Genomic DNA, 19620 nt, shown 5'->3' with positions numbered 1-19620 from the left:
CGCCATTTCGACAAAATAACAAGCTGAAATCTCACCAATCTGTGAGATTTCAAATTTTTTGAGGAAAGCCGAGAGGAAATGCCTCCTCCCGGCTTTCAATAGGTTTATGATTATTTATTGTAGCAATCTCTGCCGTTACTCCGAAGTCCTCAGCCGCTCCACCACAGTTCCCTTGTTAAAGAAGTGGAGAACGATCAGCGGAATAACCGCAGCCAGCAGCAGATAAAGCACACCAATGACCAGAACAGGAACCAATGTAATATTCAGAGTAAAGAACCACATGGAAGGGCCATTCAATGCGCTCTTTAGCACTGTGACAGCCAAGATTGCTGCGACTGCTCCACCGATAATGTCCGCACCTGCGGCATAATAGATGCCCTCATAGACCATCAGACGGCGAAGCTGCTTGCCGGTCATACCGATGCTTTGCATGGTAGCAAACTCATGGCGGCGGGTGATGATGTTGGTAATAATCATGTTGGTAAAGTTGATCAGTCCCGCAAAGGCCATGATGCAGCCAATCAGACCGCCGATAACCAGGATCATGCTGCGGACCGAATCAAGCTGCTCTTTCAACAGCTTGGCGGAAGTATAGGCAACCGAAGTATTTTCACTCACATAGCTACTCAAAAATTCTTCCATCTGCGGCTGCAAGGCTTCCTCCACATTGAATCCATAAGTCAGAAGCGTGGGAGCGTCATAGATTTCCTTAAATACAGTGTCCGGCAGATATACAAAAGGAGCATCACCGGCGATGTGCGCCTGGGCGGTGGTACCTGTCGGCGTTTCGGTTTCTGTTCCCACGAGAACCGCTTTTGCAAGGATGGTGCTGGTTTTGACCAGTTCCCCATCTTTGTAGAAGGAAATGCTCTCCCCAACCTGTAACTGATCGGTCAGCGGAGTGTTATTTGGTTCCTCTGTCAATTTGTCGATGGGGCAGCCAATAATGACATATTCTCCGGTAGCCATTTTCTGCGTTAGGGTTTCGGCATCTTTTTCGCCTTCAAAAATACGCATATCCGCCCAGAAATTCTCGGAGGCTCCCATCACATTACCAAAATAGCGCCTTTCGGTATCAGAACTTGTGTACAGGCTATATCCCTGATAGCTTTGATTTACAACGCCTTCTTCCTCATGGAATAGCTCTATACCGCTTAAATCTCCAAACCCATAGTCAACCAGCACATTTCTATCGTCTTTTGTATTTCGGTAAAGATAGCGTTCATCCTCAACTCCGGGCTGTCCGGCAATCAGATCCACTGCCTGTTGTGAGAGCGTATCTTCATGGTGCTGAACGCCCTCCATTACATTAAATGCGGCGGAGTTATAGACATTAAAATCTGTTCTGGTAACACGGTTTACCCACTTTTCTTCATCAAGGCTTTGCGTCACAATGATGATAGAGTTAAACAGGACGATGCACAGAAGCAGGGAAATAATGATAAACGCTGAACGCCGACGATTGCGCCCCAGGTTGGAAAAGGCCATGCGGGACAGCTTTACTCTATTGGTACGCTTGGCACTGCTCTTTTTATAGGCGTTCTGCTCGGTGTAGCGGATCGCCTCCAGAGGAGAAATCTTTGCCGCCTTTTTTGCAGGCTTCCGGGTGCTGATAAGCACGGTCAAAATTGTAAAGAGAGCGGCGATAACAAAGATCAGGGGCGAGGTCGATACGGATGTACCCACCATAGAGTATTCAAGGTTAATGATCTCTGTCACGATAGGAAGCAGCACCCAACCGGCAAAGAAACCGGCAATCAGACCAATAGGCAGTCCGATCAGCGTGAGCCAGACCGCCTGACGGTTCACAATGCTCTTGATCTGCCGTGTGGAAGTTCCAATCGTCCGCAGCAGACCGTATTGACGAACATCCTGCATCACGGAAATATCAAAGATATTGTAGATCAGCAGGTATCCGCACACGACAAACATCAGGATAAATACAACAGCAGGCACGATGGACTCTGATGAAGTCAATCCCTGGGACATTTGATTTTCGGAGGCGAGAATGAAATTGTCTGCGCCCATATCCTCTGGATTGCCGCCAATGGAGTAAGCGAACTCATTCAACTGCTGCTGAACATTTGCTTTATTCTTCAGCACGACATCGGAAAAAGTAACGCCGGACATTACATGGTCTACCGCATAAGTGTTCTGAACCACATCGGGATTTTCTTTTATAAACTGCTCTGAAACAGTCGCAACGCTCACAGAGTCATTGCTTGCTTCCCACCAGCCGGAAAGCACCATATCGTAATGATAAGTTTTCCCCCGCAGTTCAAATTCTAACGGAACCTCTGCGCCGATCTCAGGTTCTACACCCAGCGCCTTCAGCGCCAAATCCGTAGTGGCGATCTCATTCGCTTTCTCCGGTGCAGCTCCGTGGGTAGGCACACAGAAGGTCAGTTCCTGCTGCACACTATCTTCATAATTGATTTCAATGGAATGGCTGGAAGTGTTGCTTGCATAGCCAATGATACGCCGGTGTCCTGCCTGGTCCACAAAATCGCTGTTTACAAGCTGCTCGTATTGTTCCTCCGTCATATACCCCAAAGTGCCATCCGCCTTGCTGCCTTTCTGCATTTGCAGAGAGAGTTGGATGGAGGACGCCATATTGAACGCCAGGGAAGTGATAGAGGTAAACAGGAAAGCAGTCAGGATAATTGCCAGCAGCGCAGCCAGATTGCGTACCTTATTCTTCTTGAAATAGCGTTTGGATAGCTTGGTAATTACTTTGGAATTATTGTTGCCAAATAAAATATCATTCATAGTCCCACCCCCTTACTGCACAATCTTACCATCCTCGATCCGAATAATGCGGTCGGCAAGCTGAGCGATCTCATTATTATGGGTAATCATTACGAGGGTCTGGTGGAATTTTGTGCTGGTAACTTTCAGCAGGCTCAGCACATCGCTGCTGGTCTTGCTGTCCAGGTTGCCGGTGGGTTCATCAGCTAAGACAATAGCGGGCTTTGACACCAAGGCGCGGGCAATGGCTACGCGCTGCTGCTGGCCGCCGGAGAGGTTATTGGGCATATTGTTCAGCTTATCCTCAAGCCCCAGCATCTGCACTACTTCGTTCATAAACTTCTTGTCTACCTTGTTTCCGTCCAGCTCCACAGGCAACACAATATTTTCAAAGACATTCAGCACCGGCACCAGATTGTAGTTCTGGAAGATAAAGCCGATCTTTCTTCTGCGGAAAACGGTCAGTTCCTCGTCTTTGAGTTCGGACAGCTCCTTGCCATCCACGACCACCTGGCCGGAGGTGGGCACATCCAATCCGCCGATCATGTTCAGCAGCGTGGATTTACCACTGCCGGAGGTTCCTACGATAGCTACAAATTCTCCTTTTTCAATAGAGAGGCTCACACCATCCAAGGCTCTGGTAATGTTCGGCTCTGCGCCATAATATTTTTTCAGTTCAGTCGTTTGCAAAATGCTCATAGAGAACACCATCCTTTCTTTTTGATAAACCCATTGTAACGACCAAACCTCACAGAAATGTCACGAGCCACAAAAAATTTCCGCTAAATTCAGCCCCAAATGTCACGAACCTGTGACATTTCAATTTTCGGGGTGTGCTTACTCTACTTTCGGAGCAGGAAAACAGAAAAGGTTGAGCCTTTCCCAACCTCAGACGCTACCCGGATATAACCGCCCTGCAAGGTCACAATCTCACGGGCCAGATACAGACCGATTCCAATACCGTCCACATCATGCACCGCATCTTCCCGATAAAACCGCTTGAAAATCGTCCCCTGGTGCTGCTCTGAAATGCCGATGCCGGTATCGGCAATGTCGATCTTCACATACATTTCCCAGCCTTCCACCGACACACGGATCTGCCCGCCTGCCGGGGTGTATTTCACAGCATTATCCAGAATGTTGAACAGGGCTTCGCTTGTCCATTTTCTATCATGGCGTGCATCCAAATGCTCCGGGCATTCCACCTGCACATCTATCTTTTTCTTTTCGGCATTGAGCAAAATCCCGCCCAGGGCAGCGGCAAGGGTATCGTAAATCGGCTGCTGTCTCTGCTCCAGCGAAATGACTCCCGTTTCCAGGCGGGAGGTTTTAATCATGGCTTGCATGAGGAAGTCCAGCTTATCAAGCTGGCTGGCCTGGGCTGTCAGAAATTCCTTTTGCTTCTGCGGAGGAACCTCATTTTCAAGCAGCGTGTTGTTGATCATTTTCAAGTTGGCAATCGGGGTCTTGACCTGATGGGAGATGTCAGAGATCAGCTCTTGCAGGTCAGTCCGTTCCTTTGCGATGCTGTTTTTATTTTCCTGCATGACTTCATATAGCCGCCCCAGCCGATAGTTGATTTTATAGAACAGGCTTTCTTCGCAGGTCGTCTGCTTCGGCTGCATATTTTCGGAGAGCATATCATCCATCTGACCACAAAAGGCATCGGAGAACTGAACCAGCTTCCAGCGGATCAGCGCCACAAAGAAGATGACGCAGAGCAGCACAAAGAGGCTGAACAGGAACACACACCGGACAGCGATTATATTCCGGGTCAGTAGATAAACAGTGGTGCAGACTGCGCCCACTGCCAGCAGCAAAAGCGTTCCCAAAAGAACGCAGGCTTTATTGATGGAGAGTTTTCGCATATTCATTTGAGCGCCCCTCCGATCCACATATAGCCCATGCCGTACACCGTCTTGATGTACTGGCGTCCATCCGTTTCAATTTTATTCCGCACCCGGCTGATAGCCGCGGTCAGGGCGTGTTCATCCACAAAGTTCCCATCGGCATCCCACAGCTTTTCAAGCAACACCTGCCTTGTCAAAACATTCTGCGGATTTTTGGTCAGGATTTTCAACAGCCGGTATTCCAGCGGAGTGAACACCAGCGCCTTACCGGACAGGGAAGCCGTCATCTCCGAGAAATTGATGGACAGCGCACCGTCCTCATAGCTATCACCGCCGCCAGACTGTTTCGCCAGCCGCCCCAGCACTACGGACAGCTTTTTTTGAAAGACGCTCATAGGAAATGGCTTGGTCACATAGTCCTCTGCGCCCAGCTCATAGCCTTTGAGCATATCGCTCTCCATATCATTTGCGGTCAGGAAGATTACCGCCGTATCCGGCCGGCGTTCTTTTACCTCACGGCAGAAATCAAAGCCGTTCCCATCCGGCAGGTTTACATCCAGCACGATCAGGTCATAGTCCTGCTTGGTCAGAAAATCACTGGCTGCTGATTTTGTCAGGGCAGAGTCCACAACATAGCCCGCAGCTTCCAGGTTATAGCACAAAGTATTATTCAAAAGTCGGTCATCCTCGACTACTAAAATTCGCATTGTATCACACTCCTTCCTTTTTAGTGTAGCATCCAAATGTCACAGAAACCTCACAAGAGAATTATTTTTTTGTATTTTTGAAACGGCGGTCTGCCGGTTTCTCTGCATCCTTGGGAATCAGCCAAATGGTAGCCATCTTCACAGCACCGGGGATACGCCCACTGGCACACAGATAATTGATCTGCCTTGGGGTCATCTCCGAAAAAATGGCAACAAAAAACGCCAGATTTCCGTGAGGGAAAACTGGCGCGCCAAGAACAGCCATTATTATACTGAATTACATGGAACGATAATGCCGATGCAATGTTATACTTGCCCGGAGGAGGGGCAAGGCTTTTTTTAACTGATGTAGATCATGTGAGCTTCGAAAAAGCAAACGAGACACGGCAGAATAACCTCCAATCGGCTACCGTGTCCCTGCAAGTCGTCATTGGTTTGTGTAGACGCAAAGAAACGGCGGCTCTGAAAATCAAAACTGCCGTTTCATAGGCGCGTGAAAATGTGTCTGCTCTGCGACGGCTTTTTCTTTTGTCGCTGTCCGACAGATATGACTTTTTCTATTTTATGAATATCATATCAAGGAACGACAAATCCAGCATGAGTAAATCACGCATGTTTTCTGCGTGATTTACTCATGCACTTTTTTACTGTGTTCGATATACTGCTTGTGTACATTGAAAGGAGCGATCAATAATGAGTACACTATTAGAAGTAAAAGACATCACCAAAATCTATCCAAACCAGCCGAAACCAGGACTGGATCATGTTTCTTTTGAAGTAATGCAGGGTGAATTTCTCGGTATTATGGGAGCTTCCGGCTCCGGTAAAACAACGCTTTTGAATGTGCTATCCACTATTGATATTCCTACAAGCGGCAGCATCCGCATGGGAGGGAAAAAAATTCAAGAGCTTAGTCAAACACAGGCAGCCGATTTTCGTAAGAATAATCTCGGCTTTATCTTTCAAGAGTATTTTTTGTTGGACAGTCTGACTGTGCAGGAAAATATTGCAGTTCCCTTGACTTTGCTCCATGAAAGCGCAAAGACGATTGATAAAAAAGTGATGGAGCTTGCGGAACTGTTCGGAATTGCTTCACAACTGAAAAAATATCCCAGTGAATTGTCTGGCGGTCAACGGCAACGTGTAGCGGCGGCTCGTGCAATGGTAAAACGCCCGCTGTTAATTTTTGCAGACGAACCCACCGGGGCATTGGACAGCGGTTCAGCAACGGAACTGCTCTTTGCCCTCTCAGAAGTCAATCAGGCTTTAGGAACAACAATTTTAATGGTAACACATGACCCGTATGCGGCAAGCTATACAGATCGCATTTTGTACTTTAAGGACGGGCATATCATTTCCGAATTGAAACGGTGTAACAGGGAACGCCGTGAATTCTATGAGGAAATCATGCAAGAAGCCGCCAGACAGGACGAAAAGCGTTAAGGGGGGGGCAACATGAAATTATCCGCAATCGCCTTAAAAAATCTGAAACGGAACTTTTCGTTTTATTCCCTGTACCTTTTTTCCGTTTCTTTTGTCTTGATGATTTACTTCTGCTTTACTTCATTTTCCATGAACCAGATCATCATGGAAAAAATATCTTCGGATGGCAGAGTGGAAACCATGTGCCGGACAGTAGCAGTATTCATCATGGCATTTGTCATTTTTTATATGTTCTATTCCAATAGTTTTTTTATGCGGCGACGTATGAGAGAATTAGGGATTTATTCGCTACTTGGGTATCGAAAATCAACTATATTGAAATTACTGATCTTTGAAAATGTAATGATCTGCTTTGGCGGTATGATTCTTGGGATTCTGACTGGCAGTATTCTCCACAAAATCGTAATCGCCGGGATTGTGACCCTTTTGGGAATATCCGTAGATCAAAGCGCAATCCCTCTAATTTACCCGGCAGCAGTAAAGGCAATCCTTTCCTTTGTAATCGTCGTGCTGATTACACTTACACTTTCTAACGCAAGTCTGCTCCGAAAATCTACCCTGCTTGATTTGGTGCGACTGGAAAAGAAAACGGAAAAACCGATCCATCACCATGCAATAACAGCGATATTGGGTGTCGGATTTCTCAGCGCAGGGTACGGCCTTGCATTGGACATTATGCGGGGAAAGCAGTCATTGTGGAATACCATTGGATTTTCTCCTATTGCCATGCTGACACTTCTTTGTGTTGTGGCAGGAACGATTCTGTTTATGTACTCATTCCTACCCTATGTCTGTCAGAAAATCCGGCAGAAAAAAAGCAGACTTTACCATGAAGATACCATTATTGTAGTGCCAAAGTTTATGCACCGCATCCGTTCTAATGCGAAATCACTGATTCTGCTGATCCTGCTGACAGCGGGGACGCTGGCGGTCTTTGGCTCGACGGTTCTTTCTATGTGGTATCCATACCAATCTTTCCGGCGCATTATCCCCTCTGCCATTGAATACCGAGTGACAAATGAGCAGGAAAAGGAAATCTCTTTGCAGGCTTTACAGGAGGCTTGCGACGAACAGGAATACGAAGTTTATGAAACGATTATTTTCAAAGTAAAAGCAACTTCTGATCGTCTGCCGACAGAATACAGTATCAGTGAAGATAAGGGGCGTATTCCCGGATTTGAATGTATCAGCCGGACAGACTATGCCACCCTGCTTTCTCAGCAGGGAAAGAAAACGGATATTCCAGAATTATCAGATACGGATTGCATTTTAATCAAATACTATCCAGACCATGAACATTCTGACATGGGAGCCTCGTATCGTCTGGACTTTGGAACAGGAATAACCGATGTAACAGTAAAACAGACAAGCATTGATAGTCCTATTGGCTTTTCAAACAGTGTTGGAACGCTGATTTTGTCGGATAACCTTTATCAAAAAATGCGTGACAGTACCATAGATAGAGTTTCGGTTATCAGTATTAATGGTGAAAAAATGCGCTCTAATGAAACTGCCTACACAGCTTTGAAAGCGTCTATGCCGGACAACATTTATCTGGCAAGCGCATGGCAAAGAGAAAGTACCTTTGTCCGCGATGCAAGTTCCACTTTTTTGCTAATTTGTTTTACTACGATTATTTTCTTAATTACTACGTGTAGTATTCTTTACTTTCAAAATATTTCGTCCGTAACCTATGACAAACCGGACTATGAAATCATGCTGAAAATGGGATATAGTCACACAATGATTAAAAAATGTGTGCGTCGGCAGATACAGATTTATTACGGTATTCCCTATGTTATTGGATCGCTGCACAGCATTTTTGCGATGATTTGTTATAAGTCTGCACTGATGGACGATCTACTCGGACGGAACAGTGCCGTTGTTGCCCCGATCCTTTTGGCGGTGGCGATCTTCTCCATTATCTATGCTATCTATTACCAGCTAACAAAACGTTCCTGCTATAAAATTGCCTTGATATAAAGCGGCGGCTGGCACCTTCATCAGTGTCAGCCGTTGGTTTATTCAAAAATATTTTAGAATAGTAACCTTGAACTCATTGGGAAAGGACAGTACAATATTAGAAAAGAAATGGGGGTGGAAAATACGAAAAGCACATATTTCTCAAGACAGATTATTTGTGTGTTGAATCAATTTGCCGTGATCATTTATCTCGGCTTTATAGCGTACAACGGACATTATATAGAAAGCAATTACCTTGTTCATTTTCTATCTTTGTCGCTCTTGTTTTTTGACGCGGCGTATATCTCATATAAGAATGTAAAATGTAATAAGGTTCTGAACCACTTTTCCTTATTGTTATTGTTGCTGGGCTGGCAATTCTTATTGTACCTGTTTGATTTCCGGCCAATATCCAAAGCGGTTTCCATGCTGTTGTTGCCTGTCTGTTTTTATCAGTCAGCATATTTCATACAGACATGTTTATTTCAGAGTTCCGCCTATCGGGGGCAAAAAGCGCTGCTTGCTTTTTTGAAAATTTCCTGCGTAACAGCAATTATTTGCTTCTTCTTTTCAGACAGGGCTTTTTTCACAGCCTACCAACTGCAATTTTTTATCTCGACACTGGCTCTTGCTGTCGTTGGTATCATACAGAGAAAACGAATTGTCTTTGTGCTGAAAAGTCAAAGGAAACGTCTGCTTTTTCCACTGGCTCTTGTAGTAATTCCATTTGTAATATACCTTTTCGTTTTTCACAGGGAAGCGGAATATATGGCAAGCATGGGGAGCTACATCCCCGTTATGCTGGCATTTGTATGTATTCATAGTATCGTGTTCCAATACCATCCACAGCAGGTACAATTTTTAACGCTGTCAGGGGGATATATCGTTGCTCTGGTTTTTGTCGGATTGGTTGGACTTGTTGGAATGGCATATCTTTTTCAAATCCCACTTATGGCAATTTTGATGAGTGTTTACATAGTGGTTCTGCTGGCACAGGTTTACAATATCCTTTTGTATGTGCGGATTTGCAGACAGCCGACCGACTATAATAACCCCACGGATCGTCAGCACTTTTACGCCTATTCACTGGAACAGATTAAACGGGAAGAAAACTTAAAAAAAGATTTTTCCAACTATTTGCACGATAATATTTTGCAAAACCTGCTTTCCATCAAAAACATGTTATGTAAAGCAGAGCAGCCAGAGATAAGGAGGTTACTTCTCGATACGTTGACAGAATTAAATGCTTCCATCCGTTTTCAAATGCAGACTTATCATCCAAATCTGGTAAAAAGTCTGACCTTAAAGGAGAATATTCAAAATCTGCTTGATTCAATGGAAGAAAACCATTCTGCAAATATTTGTTTGGACTGCGATAAAGATGTATTTCTTGTAGAGCCATATAATGTACTCATCTATCGAATGATAAAAGAACTGGTGACAAATGCGTTAAAACATTCCTCCGCGACGACAATCGATGTTCTGCTGATACAGGAGGACGGACGCATTACCCTAAAGGTGACGGATAATGGTATAGGGTTCAAACCGTTCACTTATAAGTCAGGTTCACATCAGGGGCTTGCTTCTATTGGGGAACAGGTCAGTTTATTAGATGGCACTATGAACATCCAACCCGCTACTGGTGGCGGAACGGCAGTTGTCATTTCTATGCCTATGAACGGAGGTGATTCGTATGAAAATTTTGTTGGTCGATGACCATATACTTTTTGCCAAGAGTCTTTCGATTGCCCTGTGTGATAATCCAGAGATTGAGCAATTTTCCAGTACAAAGGATATTCAAGATTTGGAAAAACAGATTGCCACAGAACTACCAGATATTTTACTGATTGACATTAACTTAGGAGGACTGGCAGACGAGGACGGTTTAATGCTCACACAACATTTGTTGGAGCGTTTTCCAGATCAAAAAATAGTCATTCTCTCTGGCTATAATCTTCCTGTTTATCGCAAAGAAGCAAAGAGGATCGGTGCAAGAGGGTTTATCAGTAAGGATGTAGAACCAGATGAGTTATTGCACATTTTATTGACCATCAAAGATGGGGCAACACACTTCCCACGGGAAGAAGTATTTATAGAAGAGCTGACAGACGGGGAGAGAAAAGTTCTCGAATTGGTTGCATCAGGCGTCAGGCGCCGCGAAATCGCTGAACAGCTTTTTATTAGTGAACGAACAGTATCAAATCATTTGCAACATATTTTTGGAAAATTGCAAGTTAGCTCTACCGTTGAGATGATAACAAAAGCTATTAAGTTAGGATACATTGCTCAATCGGTAATATGAAATATAAAGTTTAGAACAAGCACATATCGCAACATTCCACAGGCAGACTATGAAATATAGAATGTATGTGGGTGATGCAATATGGCAAAAATCGAAGATTGCCCTGGCTTTGAAACCTTCGGTGCGGATGTAAAAGAAGCACGGAAGGCGAAGAACCTTGCACGAAAAGATTTAGCCGAAAAGGTGAATATTGATACCAGGTATCTTGCCAACATTGAAAACGAGGGCACGATCCCCAGCCTGCCGGTCATCATACAGCTTGTAAAAATCTGCGGCCTGCCGATGGAGAGATATTTCAATCCAGAGGTCATGCGAGAGGAAAGCGAGCTGCGCCAGCGGGTCGGACAGAAGTTGAAACTCTACCCGGAACAGTATTTGCCTATCGTGGAAGGCGCCATTGACGGGGCCTTAAAAATTGAAAAGCCGAATGAAGAAACGGAGGGTGTCTGAACATCCTCTGTTTTTCTTATTTTGCTGGCATTTTGGGACTTCTGCAACGCTTTATAAGTAGGGATAAGATACGGTATCACGGCGCCTCTGAAAATCAAAACCGCCGTTTCATAAGGCGCGTGAAAATATGTCTGCTGTACGACGGCTTTTTTTCTTTTGCCGTCGTCCGGCAGATTAACATATGAAACTATAATTCATTGATGGTTGCAGTAATCGACATATTGCGAATTCGTTTTGCCGGAGCATATACAGCTGCGATTGCCGCAATCGAGACAAACAGAAGAATAACGCCCAAAGAGATAATTGGGAACTGCCACACAGCAGATGGAAAATGCCCTGCAATAAGGAAATCATACAGCACTTTGCTAAGCGGCAAGCCAATAGCACAACCAACAACGCACCCCAAAACAGCATAGGTGAATGCTTCACAAGCAATCATTTTCGTCATTTGCCGTTCATCCATTCCTACTGCCCGCATAGCTCCATATTGCTTCATTCTGGCAGACACACTCATGGAAATGCTATTGACAATGTTCATTACCGTTACCAGTGCAATAATTGCCAAAAACGCATAAACACAGAAAACAAAAGCCATATAAGTTCCCGTAGTGCGCTCGTCGCGTTTATCTCGAAAGCTATATGTTTGATCTACGGAATTCTGGATTGCCTGAACATTTTCGTCCGTAACATCTCCCGTTGTTTGTATCAGCACAAGAGAATAACCTTCCTCTCCTGTCAAACGGACAAATGTTTCATCAGAGGTAATCAATGTGAGCTTTCCATTTGTCAATCCATTCTCACTAAATGGGTCGTTTTTTAACAGTCCGGCTATGGTAAGGGTTTCATCCCCAATCTGAACAGTGTCACCGATTTTCCATTTGCTGTCCTGATCGGATGTTGCCAAAACAAAATTGCTGTCCCCAAAAACTTTGGACAGATCACTCCCTCTTTTCAAAGCACTGTCTTTTTTCAGACATTGTAAATCAAAATCGTCATAAGAAATCAAATCGACTGTGCCAGAAAAGTTGGTGTCGTCGTTTAGTTTGGCAGAAACATCAAATACACTACGACGCCCGTAAACTTCCTTCACTCCATCCATTTCGCGGATGGTTGTAAGCAGTTCCCAAGGAATCGTATTACCGTCAGCACTTGCAATATCTATATCTGATGTGGCAGACGACTGAGGAATCAGGTAATCCACAAAATCGACCATAATAGAAAAGCTCAAAAACAGTATGATGCTAAGTGCAAAAGAACCTGTCATCAGGAATAAATTTTTCTTCCCGGAGATTGCATGGCTGACACCAAGAAGGGATTCAATTTTTCCGAAGCCTACATACGGCGAATGGCGCATTGTTTTTTCGTGGCCTGCATTTCCAGACACCGCTGTGATAGGAGATACCTTTGCAGCATGTTTTGCCGGAGCATTTGCGGCAATCAGTACAGTAATCAGTCCCACAAAGATACCGCAAGCAATGCCAAAAATACTAATGCCAAAGAGAGGAATATCAGAAAATTCTTCTTTGACTGCAAAACGCAGTGCCGCGCAAAGTCCCCATGTAGTAACAACCCCTAAAACAAGACCGATAGGGATAGCTGTTTTGCACCAGTTCAATGCCTCTAAACGGACAAAGCGGATGGTCTGCTGCTTACTCATACCAATGCAGCGCATCATTCCGAAAAATCGGGTTCTCTGTGCAACGCTGCTGTTCATGCTGCTGGAAATCATCAAAACGCCTGCAATCAAAATCAGCAGGAACAGAACAACCGCAACAGAAAGAAGGGTTTGCCCCATGGAACTGCCGAGCAAGTCTCCAATAGAGAAACTTCCATGCTTACCAACCAATCGGGTCTGTTCCATCCGAAAACCCATTTCTGCCATACTGAATACTGCTGTTACCATAAACACAGCAAATACAATGCAAAGCAGCGTCATACGATTTTGTCGGCGGTGAACTTTAGCGGAGATGGGAATAAGACTAAGATAGCTTTTCATTCACGGCACCTCCCAAAATCAGTCAAAGTACCATCCGATACCTGTAATACCCGGTCTGCCGTTTGCGCAATACTGCGGTTGTGGGTAATCATAATGATGGTCTGCTCGTATTTTTTCGATGTTTCTTTGAGCAATGCTATGACCTCACTGCTGTTTTGTGAGTCCAAATTTCCTGTTGGCTCGTCTGCCATAATCAGAGAAGGACGGGTAATCAATGCGCGGCCAATCGCCACTCTCTGCTGTTGACCGCCGGAAAGCTGACTGGGTAAATGATTACGACGATCTTTCAAATTCAAAACCGTCAGCAGTTCCTCCAAATATCTCTTATCCGGCTTTTGATAATCCAACAACAGCGGAAAAATAATATTTTGTTCCACCGTCAACTCCGGGATAAGGTTAAACGCCTGAAAGATAAAGCCAATATTCCTCCGGCGGAAAACGGTCAGCTTTCGATCGTTCATGGCAAAAATGTCCTTGCCGTCAATCAGAACCTTGCCAGATGTTGGCGTGTCCAAAGCACCGATCATATTCAGCAGTGTACTTTTACCAGAGCCGGATTCCCCGACGATTGCCACATACTCGCCCTTTGGAACAGAAAAGCTGACATCCTTTAATGCCTTGACAGCGGTTTCTCCGTTGCCATAGGTCTTACTGATATTTTTGACTTCTAATAAGTTCATAGTGTAAACACCTCTTTCTGAATGATTTTGCGATATAGGCAGGCTGTCTTTGTTTGTCCTGCCTATGTGTGAGAGAATAGCACCTGAATCTTACTGTAAGCCTACAGCCAGCCTACAATTTTGTAGGAATCAAAAAATTCATTGTGAAAGTTGTCCCGATACCTAATTCGCTGTCAACCTCAATGGTGCCGTTATGTGCTTCAACGATTGCCTTTGCCAAAGGTAATCCCAGTCCAATCCCTTGCTTGTCCTTAGAAAAACGACTGCGATAAAACCGCTTGAAGATGTGATGTATATCCTCTGGGTGGATGCCGCATCCATTATCCGTTATCACAATTTGGACACCAGACGGCAACTCCTTCCACGCAACACGAATTGTTGCACCACTTTCTGTATGGTCAAACGCATTTTTCACGATATTGTCGATTGCCTCATTCAACCAATCACGATCACAAAAAAGAGAAAGATGATCCGAGCCAGACAGAATGATTCCTTTCTTTTCCTGTCTGGCTCTATATGCAAAATGCAGTTCAATATCCCGCATCATATCTGCAACATTTTCTGCGTTCTTTTCCAAGACAATGGCTCCGGCATCCAATCTTGTAATCTTGAGCAGACTTTGCACCAGTGTTTCGATACGGTCAAGTTCCTGCTCAGACAAACCCGCAAATTCTTTCACGGAGGACACTTCTATATCCTCGTCTTGAAGGAGTCCGTTATAAATATTGAGTGCTGCCAGCGGTGTTTTCAGTTGGTGTGAAATGTTGGAGATTGTATTTTTCAAAAACTCTTTCTCTCGTAACTCGTTATCTGCATGGGCATTTAACACTGCCGCTAAAGAATTGATGGAATGAAACAGTCGGTACAATTCGCCCTCATTGTCACATTCAATACGGGCATTGCGATCACCATCAAGATACGCATTGATGTGTAATATCGCCTGCTCCATGATCTGATTTTGCCGATTAAAATATACAAAGCAGACTGCCCATACAGCACCGCCAGCCAATAGAAAAAGGATTAGCAATAACAGAGAAAGCCGGCGATATGACAGCCATAGAAAAACCTCGGCTAAGAGAAATGTAACCCCCAAAACCAGTGAAAGCGAAAGAAATAGATTTTTGATTTCTTTATTTGCCAGTATCTTCATTCTGCACCTCACCCGATAATATTCCATTTATATCCCATACCTCGAACAGTCAGGAGCATTTGTGGTTCGCTTGGATTATCCTCGATCTTCATACGAAGCCGACGCATATAGACCGTAAGGGTACTACTGTCGATATAATTCCCGTCGCAATCCCATAGCTTATCTAAAATTTGTCCCTTTGTCAGTACCATGCTTGGGTTTCTCATAAACAAGCACAGTAGCTTGTATTCCGCGGCAGTCAAATCCAACAGCTCCCCATTTTTGAAAACCTGTCCTTGCAGCAAAAGAACCTTGATGCCATTCGACTGCAATTCTGTATCTGCTGCTTGAAAAGAATTTGCACGTCGAAGTAAGGCGTTAATCCTTGAAACGAGAACCCCCAGTTTGAACGGTTTTGTGATATAGTCATCACCTCCAATATCCAGCCCCATAATAATACTTGTTTCCTCATCCGAAGCCGTCAGAAAAATAATTGGCACCTTTGATGTAAGTCGAACTCTTTTGCAAAATTCAAAGCCAGACCCATCTGGCAGAGATACGTCCAACACCAACAAATCATATTTTCCGTCTGTCCACAATTCCTCCGCTTCTTTGAGCGTTCTGGCGATATTTAATTCAAATCCCTGCTTTTTGAGAGCAAAAGAAAGCCCGTTAATCAGGCTTAGATCATCTTCAAGAAGTAATATATTACTCATACTTTTCTGCCTGCTCCTTGGATGTGGTTAAATAAAATCCCTGCCCAAAATCTTTTCTCTTTGCACATTTGGCAAGATCTGGCGCTTTTACTTCACAATAACTTCCATGATAGAGAACAAATCCATCTTTTAACTCAAGCACTAATCTTTATCCCCTTTCCTTCCAGAAATTCCGTAATATCTTCAAGTACAGCTTCATCGCCTTCGCAATGAAAAATCCCGTAACATTTTTCTATATATCCAAGAACATCAGCTTCTTTAAACAAGTGGATAATCTGTTCAACAGGTAAATGCCACTCTTCTGAAGCAAGCCGGATTAGTCTTGTCTGCATGAAAGTAATCTCTGTTTTCTCACTCATAATGAATCCCTCCATGTTTTTCATTCCACCAATTATTTCAAATCTGTGTTTTGCCGAAAGTTGTTAGTTGTTGGGGATCACTTCTCTATTTTCATCCAAAAGATAAATTGCATAGACAGTTCCTATCTGCAATGGATCACTTTCCATTACATCACCATTAAATACAACACGTATATTATCACCAACATTCAATCCAGGTGTACCTTTAGCTGATACCACATCTTTTGTAACAGAAAATTCCTCATCGACGGAAATTCCACTATTAAATGTTTCTATACACCTAACATTGATATATTCTTTATTTACTTCCAAAACTTTTGCATTAAAATATGATTGTCCTTTTTCATTTTCACCTCTGGATAAATCTATGATACGAACATTGACCGGTCTGATAGTTAATTCCCCATCTCCTTCTACCCTATACCATTTTCCATGTTCTAGTTGAATCGATTCTGATATCCCTGGTGTGATATAACCTATTTCATACGTTTCTTCGTTTTCAACATCTGTAAATATAACCTTTGTATCAACGGTACTATTGACTTTTACCTTTCCGAAAGCAGGCTGTATTTGCTCACTCTTTACTGTTTCATTTCCTGAAAGTTTAAAAGTATGAATTCTGATGTAACTGTTATAACTGATTCCACCGATTATAATTACAAGTGGAATTGCTATTCCAAATACCCGTTTCCATCTGTTTTTCATTGTAGCGCTCCTCCCTGTAATAAAAATCATATCTTCCTGTTACCGAAAGTTTATTCACCCATAAATTGCTTAAAGGCTTCTTCATCCAATGCCTAGCATAAAACTAAAAGCTATTCATTTAATTCAGCCTCAATTTCTTCAATGGTAGGCATACTACCTCTGAACTCTTCTGGTATAAGTTTTGATAATTCATAACTGGAAATACCAAGTGGCTGGCTGGTAGATTCTAATGCATACTGGGCTTCTACTTTATCCATATCTTTGCAAATCAGAAGTCCCAAAGTGGGATTATCAGCTTCTGTTTTCATTTGATGATTAACAGCCACAACATAAGTACCCAATTGACCTGCGTAAGAAGAATCAAATTTTCCTGTCTTTATTTCTACAACAACATAGCAATGCCTTTGCGTATTGTAAAATAACATGTCTATAAATTTTTCAGTATCTCCTACCTCAATTCTCACTTCCCTGCCCATATAAGCAAAGCCAGTACCTAACTCCATAAGAAAATTATTAACTTTCTCTATAAGTGCATTCTTTAGTTCCTTTTCGTCATACCTTTCACGCAAAGTCAAAAAATCAAAATTATATGGATCCTTCGTAATTGCTTGCGCTAAATCGCTCTGTTCTATCGGAAGTGTATTAGAAAAGTTAGTTATCGCTTTGCCCTGGCGTTCATACAGATCTGTTCCTAAAAAGTTTAGTAAAACATCTCTTGACCAATTGTTTTCAATAGTCTTTCTGATATAAAACAATGCCTTTGCAGAATTCCCTTTGCATTTATCAAGTATTATTTTATTATGTCCCCATGGAATTCTAAAAATGATTTGTAAATCATCCCCAACTTGGGGACGATTTATATCTGTAATCAATTCGTCCTCAACCTGAGGACAAATCACTGCATCAGGATACATCTCATAAAAGTATCTCATATATTTCAAATTAGTGGGAGAAAATGATTTTACATCTGGCAAAATGGATTTCAAATCGTCACTCACTGTTTTATAGAAGCCCTGATTTGGCTTTTTCTAAAATCAGTGGATATTCCGGCAATCCACTCCTTATATTCATTATCAGCCTTAATCACCTCACTCATATATAATCCTTTCTAATGTGTCAGTTCGACAATTTTCGATTTCATGCTTTCTTTCACTTTATATGTCTGTATCTAAAATATTCAGTCACAAACTTTTGGGATAGGCACCTGTGCCGCAAGGGGAAATATCCCCTTGTACGAAATCTCTGATTTCGCTATATTTCCCGGATTGAGGTTTCTCAAAACCGGGAACAGCACCGCAGGTCGCACTTCTATACAGGCAGATGGAATTGCCTGTATAGAAGTGCGCTCTTAGCTTTGCTAAGAGATTTATGCCGTATCCGGCGTGTTATCTTTTTTCAATTTCTTTTTTCGACTTCTGAAGCATTCTGCCAGTTTTAATAATTTGACATGTCTGCTCCTGTTATTCATCATCTGTAAATTCCATCATCTCATCAACGGTGCAGTCCAGCTTCTTGCAAATCTTCTCAATCGTCTCCATTGATACATACTGATTTTTTCCCATCCTTGCAAGAATGTTTCCGCTAATCCCGGTAAGGTACTGCATCTCTATCCGCTTCATATTTTTATCTATGAGCATTTTCCATAATCTGTTATAACTTACGCCCACAAGCTACCTCCATATTTTTCATCTAAGCATATTTTGATTATATCACGATTTCGTTAGGTTGAATACCTGTAATTTTTAATATCTTCCATAGACCGGAAACGAGGATGCCCCGGCAAAGGGCGGCCTCTTCAACCATTTATTCTGAATTAGTCAAATTGGATCTCACCATCCGGTGCTTCCATGAATCCATCCTTATCTATTTTCGGTTTTTCTGACAAATCCGCTCCGGCACCGTTCTCCTTGTTCTGGGCAAATTCATGTTCTTCCACAATCACATCTGTGGTATAAATCGTCTTTCCGTCCTTGTCCTTATAACTGCGGTACTGATACGACCGCCGATTACAATCCGCATTCCCTTGTGAAGATATTTCTGTGCAAACTCTGCACTTTTTCCAAATGTGACACAGGAAATAAAATATGATTCCGGTGGATTGGTATCATCCGGTGAAAACATTCTCCGGATCATTTCATACATAATCGGATACCGATATGCAATTTCCTCTCTTGCAAGGAATCTGCATACTCTGTAAAGATTCTTTTTCACTTTTTCATCCATTGCAAGCATAGCAACCAGATGGATTCTCTCCCTTGTACAGTTCAGATTCGAGCATCCAAACCAGTTGATTAGCTGCATTTCTTTCATTTTCAGTTCTGTCATAAACTGCTCCTTTCCGAGCATCTCGCCCTGTAAACATTGTTATCAGTTCCGTTATTCCGGCGGTCTGGTGTGCGTTTCCCTGCCACCTGCAGCCGTCTCAGACTGCCTCTGCCTGCATAAACAGGTCACTGACCATAAGGCTCTGGTCAGCCGCCCATCATCGGGAGTGTCATTATGATTCCGCTCGCTCTCAGAAAAAGAAAGGTCATGGCAGAACTCCTGGCAGGCTTCCAGGGTGCACTTATCGA

At 43.4% G+C, this 19620-nt stretch carries 21 protein-coding genes and 1 pseudogene; 5 read left to right on the top strand and 17 right to left on the bottom strand.

Annotated elements, in window-relative coordinates; all coding sequences use genetic code 11:
• Positions 1 to 135: 135 nt before the first annotated feature.
• From AC075L_RS19015 to AC075L_RS18995, 5 genes are all read right to left on the bottom strand, one after another.
• Positions 136 to 2769: an ABC transporter permease gene (locus AC075L_RS19015; protein WP_476388032.1), complete on the bottom strand. Its 2634-nt coding sequence runs from the start codon at positions 2767 to 2769 to the stop codon at positions 136 to 138.
• Between the two features lie 12 nt (positions 2770 to 2781).
• Positions 2782 to 3447: an ABC transporter ATP-binding protein gene (locus tag AC075L_RS19010; RefSeq protein ID WP_476388031.1), complete on the bottom strand. Its 666-nt coding sequence runs from the start codon at positions 3445 to 3447 to the stop codon at positions 2782 to 2784.
• 143 nt (positions 3448 to 3590) lie between these two features.
• Positions 3591 to 4622, bottom strand: a complete 1032-nt coding sequence (locus tag AC075L_RS19005; protein ID WP_288674740.1) for a sensor histidine kinase — start codon at positions 4620 to 4622, stop codon at positions 3591 to 3593.
• On the bottom strand, positions 4619 to 5305 hold the full coding sequence (locus AC075L_RS19000) for a response regulator transcription factor (protein WP_476388030.1): 687 nt from the start codon (positions 5303 to 5305) through the stop codon (positions 4619 to 4621). The genes AC075L_RS19005 and AC075L_RS19000 overlap by 4 nt, the downstream gene beginning before the upstream one ends.
• Before the next feature lie 61 nt (positions 5306 to 5366).
• Positions 5367 to 5501 carry a DNA-binding protein gene (locus AC075L_RS18995; RefSeq protein WP_288674749.1) on the bottom strand — a complete coding sequence of 45 codons (135 nt, stop codon included), beginning with the start codon at positions 5499 to 5501 and terminating at the stop codon, positions 5367 to 5369.
• Positions 5502 to 5998: 497 nt separating this feature from the next.
• Here AC075L_RS18995 and AC075L_RS18990 point away from each other — a divergent pair, with 497 nt between their 5' ends.
• The 5 genes from AC075L_RS18990 (at position 5999) to AC075L_RS18970 (ending at position 11462) form a co-directional block, all read left to right on the top strand.
• On the top strand, positions 5999 to 6748 hold the full coding sequence (locus tag AC075L_RS18990; RefSeq protein WP_119245375.1) for an ABC transporter ATP-binding protein: 750 nt from the start codon (positions 5999 to 6001) through the stop codon (positions 6746 to 6748).
• A gap of 12 nt (positions 6749 to 6760) precedes the next feature.
• The gene (locus AC075L_RS18985) at positions 6761 to 8731 is read left to right on the top strand and encodes an FtsX-like permease family protein (RefSeq protein ID WP_119245376.1); all 1971 of its coding nucleotides are present in this window, start codon (positions 6761 to 6763) and stop codon (positions 8729 to 8731) included.
• A 114-nt stretch (positions 8732 to 8845) separates the two neighbouring features.
• Positions 8846 to 10426 carry an ATP-binding protein gene (locus AC075L_RS18980; RefSeq protein ID WP_181991600.1) on the top strand — a complete coding sequence of 527 codons (1581 nt, stop codon included), beginning with the start codon at positions 8846 to 8848 and terminating at the stop codon, positions 10424 to 10426.
• A complete protein-coding gene (locus AC075L_RS18975) occupies positions 10404 to 11012 on the top strand; it encodes a response regulator transcription factor (protein ID WP_476388029.1) in 609 nt (202 codons plus the stop codon). The genes AC075L_RS18980 and AC075L_RS18975 overlap by 23 nt, the downstream gene beginning before the upstream one ends.
• Before the next feature lie 81 nt (positions 11013 to 11093).
• A complete protein-coding gene (locus AC075L_RS18970; RefSeq protein ID WP_119245379.1) occupies positions 11094 to 11462 on the top strand; it encodes a helix-turn-helix transcriptional regulator in 369 nt (122 codons plus the stop codon).
• A gap of 187 nt (positions 11463 to 11649) precedes the next feature.
• Here AC075L_RS18970 and AC075L_RS18965 read toward each other — a convergent pair whose 3' ends face one another.
• From AC075L_RS18965 to AC075L_RS18910, 12 genes and pseudogenes are all read right to left on the bottom strand, one after another.
• Positions 11650 to 13458: an ABC transporter permease gene (locus AC075L_RS18965; protein ID WP_119245380.1), complete on the bottom strand. Its 1809-nt coding sequence runs from the start codon at positions 13456 to 13458 to the stop codon at positions 11650 to 11652.
• Entirely contained in the window at positions 13455 to 14138 is a 684-nt protein-coding gene (locus AC075L_RS18960; protein ID WP_119245381.1) for an ABC transporter ATP-binding protein, read from the bottom strand. The genes AC075L_RS18965 and AC075L_RS18960 overlap by 4 nt, the downstream gene beginning before the upstream one ends.
• A 112-nt stretch (positions 14139 to 14250) precedes the next feature.
• Complete coding sequence (locus tag AC075L_RS18955) at positions 14251 to 15288, bottom strand: sensor histidine kinase (RefSeq protein ID WP_119245382.1); 1038 nt, start codon at positions 15286 to 15288, stop codon at positions 14251 to 14253.
• An 8-nt stretch (positions 15289 to 15296) separates the two neighbouring features.
• Positions 15297 to 15983 (bottom strand): response regulator transcription factor, encoded by a 687-nt coding sequence (locus AC075L_RS18950; RefSeq protein WP_476388028.1) that lies wholly within the window; start codon positions 15981 to 15983, stop codon positions 15297 to 15299.
• A complete protein-coding gene (locus AC075L_RS18945; RefSeq protein WP_476388027.1) occupies positions 15976 to 16125 on the bottom strand; it encodes a DUF3990 domain-containing protein in 150 nt (49 codons plus the stop codon). Before AC075L_RS18945 ends, AC075L_RS18950 begins: the two co-directional genes overlap by 8 nt.
• Positions 16118 to 16342, bottom strand: a complete 225-nt coding sequence (locus AC075L_RS18940; RefSeq protein ID WP_005341260.1) for a DUF3791 domain-containing protein — start codon at positions 16340 to 16342, stop codon at positions 16118 to 16120. The genes AC075L_RS18945 and AC075L_RS18940 overlap by 8 nt, the downstream gene beginning before the upstream one ends.
• Before the next feature lie 63 nt (positions 16343 to 16405).
• Entirely contained in the window at positions 16406 to 17047 is a 642-nt protein-coding gene (locus AC075L_RS18935; RefSeq protein WP_242859583.1) for a hypothetical protein, read from the bottom strand.
• A gap of 110 nt (positions 17048 to 17157) precedes the next feature.
• A pseudogene (locus AC075L_RS18930) lies at positions 17158 to 18143 on the bottom strand (PDDEXK nuclease domain-containing protein).
• A 364-nt stretch (positions 18144 to 18507) separates the two neighbouring features.
• On the bottom strand, positions 18508 to 18714 hold the full coding sequence (locus tag AC075L_RS18925) for a helix-turn-helix domain-containing protein (RefSeq protein WP_005341250.1): 207 nt from the start codon (positions 18712 to 18714) through the stop codon (positions 18508 to 18510).
• Positions 18715 to 18860: 146 nt separating this feature from the next.
• Positions 18861 to 18983 carry a hypothetical protein gene (locus tag AC075L_RS18920; RefSeq protein WP_330489936.1) on the bottom strand — a complete coding sequence of 41 codons (123 nt, stop codon included), beginning with the start codon at positions 18981 to 18983 and terminating at the stop codon, positions 18861 to 18863.
• Positions 18984 to 18985: 2 nt separating this feature from the next.
• Positions 18986 to 19372, bottom strand: a complete 387-nt coding sequence (locus tag AC075L_RS18915; RefSeq protein ID WP_330489935.1) for a single-stranded DNA-binding protein — start codon at positions 19370 to 19372, stop codon at positions 18986 to 18988.
• Positions 19373 to 19423: 51 nt separating this feature from the next.
• Positions 19424 to 19620, bottom strand: a 197-nt coding sequence (locus AC075L_RS18910) for a hypothetical protein (RefSeq protein ID WP_476388026.1), incomplete at its 5' end; no start/stop codon positions are given.

Source organism: Blautia sp. ZXY-1-B12, assembly GCF_056339915.1.
The sequence above is the reverse complement of the archived record's forward strand: the minus strand, read 5'-3'. Positions and strand labels throughout refer to the sequence as shown.

Excerpts from the sequence above, each read along its gene's own strand:
- AC075L_RS19015 (WP_476388032.1), bottom strand. The coding sequence starts at position 2,769 with ATGAATGATATTTTATTTGGCAACAATAATTCCAAAGTAATTACCAAG.
- AC075L_RS19010 (WP_476388031.1), bottom strand. The coding sequence starts at position 3,447 with ATGAGCATTTTGCAAACGACTGAACTGAAAAAATATTATGGCGCAGAG.
- AC075L_RS19005 (WP_288674740.1), bottom strand. The coding sequence starts at position 4,622 with ATGAATATGCGAAAACTCTCCATCAATAAAGCCTGCGTTCTTTTGGGA.
- AC075L_RS19000 (WP_476388030.1), bottom strand. The coding sequence starts at position 5,305 with ATGCGAATTTTAGTAGTCGAGGATGACCGACTTTTGAATAATACTTTG.
- AC075L_RS18995 (WP_288674749.1), bottom strand. The coding sequence starts at position 5,501 with ATGACCCCAAGGCAGATCAATTATCTGTGTGCCAGTGGGCGTATCCCC.
- AC075L_RS18990 (WP_119245375.1), top strand. The coding sequence starts at position 5,999 with ATGAGTACACTATTAGAAGTAAAAGACATCACCAAAATCTATCCAAAC.
- AC075L_RS18985 (WP_119245376.1), top strand. The coding sequence starts at position 6,761 with ATGAAATTATCCGCAATCGCCTTAAAAAATCTGAAACGGAACTTTTCG.
- AC075L_RS18975 (WP_476388029.1), top strand. The coding sequence starts at position 10,404 with ATGAAAATTTTGTTGGTCGATGACCATATACTTTTTGCCAAGAGTCTT.
- AC075L_RS18970 (WP_119245379.1), top strand. The coding sequence starts at position 11,094 with ATGGCAAAAATCGAAGATTGCCCTGGCTTTGAAACCTTCGGTGCGGAT.
- AC075L_RS18965 (WP_119245380.1), bottom strand. The coding sequence starts at position 13,458 with ATGAAAAGCTATCTTAGTCTTATTCCCATCTCCGCTAAAGTTCACCGC.
- AC075L_RS18960 (WP_119245381.1), bottom strand. The coding sequence starts at position 14,138 with ATGAACTTATTAGAAGTCAAAAATATCAGTAAGACCTATGGCAACGGA.
- AC075L_RS18955 (WP_119245382.1), bottom strand. The coding sequence starts at position 15,288 with ATGAAGATACTGGCAAATAAAGAAATCAAAAATCTATTTCTTTCGCTT.
- AC075L_RS18950 (WP_476388028.1), bottom strand. The coding sequence starts at position 15,983 with ATGAGTAATATATTACTTCTTGAAGATGATCTAAGCCTGATTAACGGG.
- AC075L_RS18940 (WP_005341260.1), bottom strand. The coding sequence starts at position 16,342 with ATGAGTGAGAAAACAGAGATTACTTTCATGCAGACAAGACTAATCCGG.
- AC075L_RS18935 (WP_242859583.1), bottom strand. The coding sequence starts at position 17,047 with ATGAAAAACAGATGGAAACGGGTATTTGGAATAGCAATTCCACTTGTA.
- AC075L_RS18915 (WP_330489935.1), bottom strand. The coding sequence starts at position 19,372 with ATGACAGAACTGAAAATGAAAGAAATGCAGCTAATCAACTGGTTTGGA.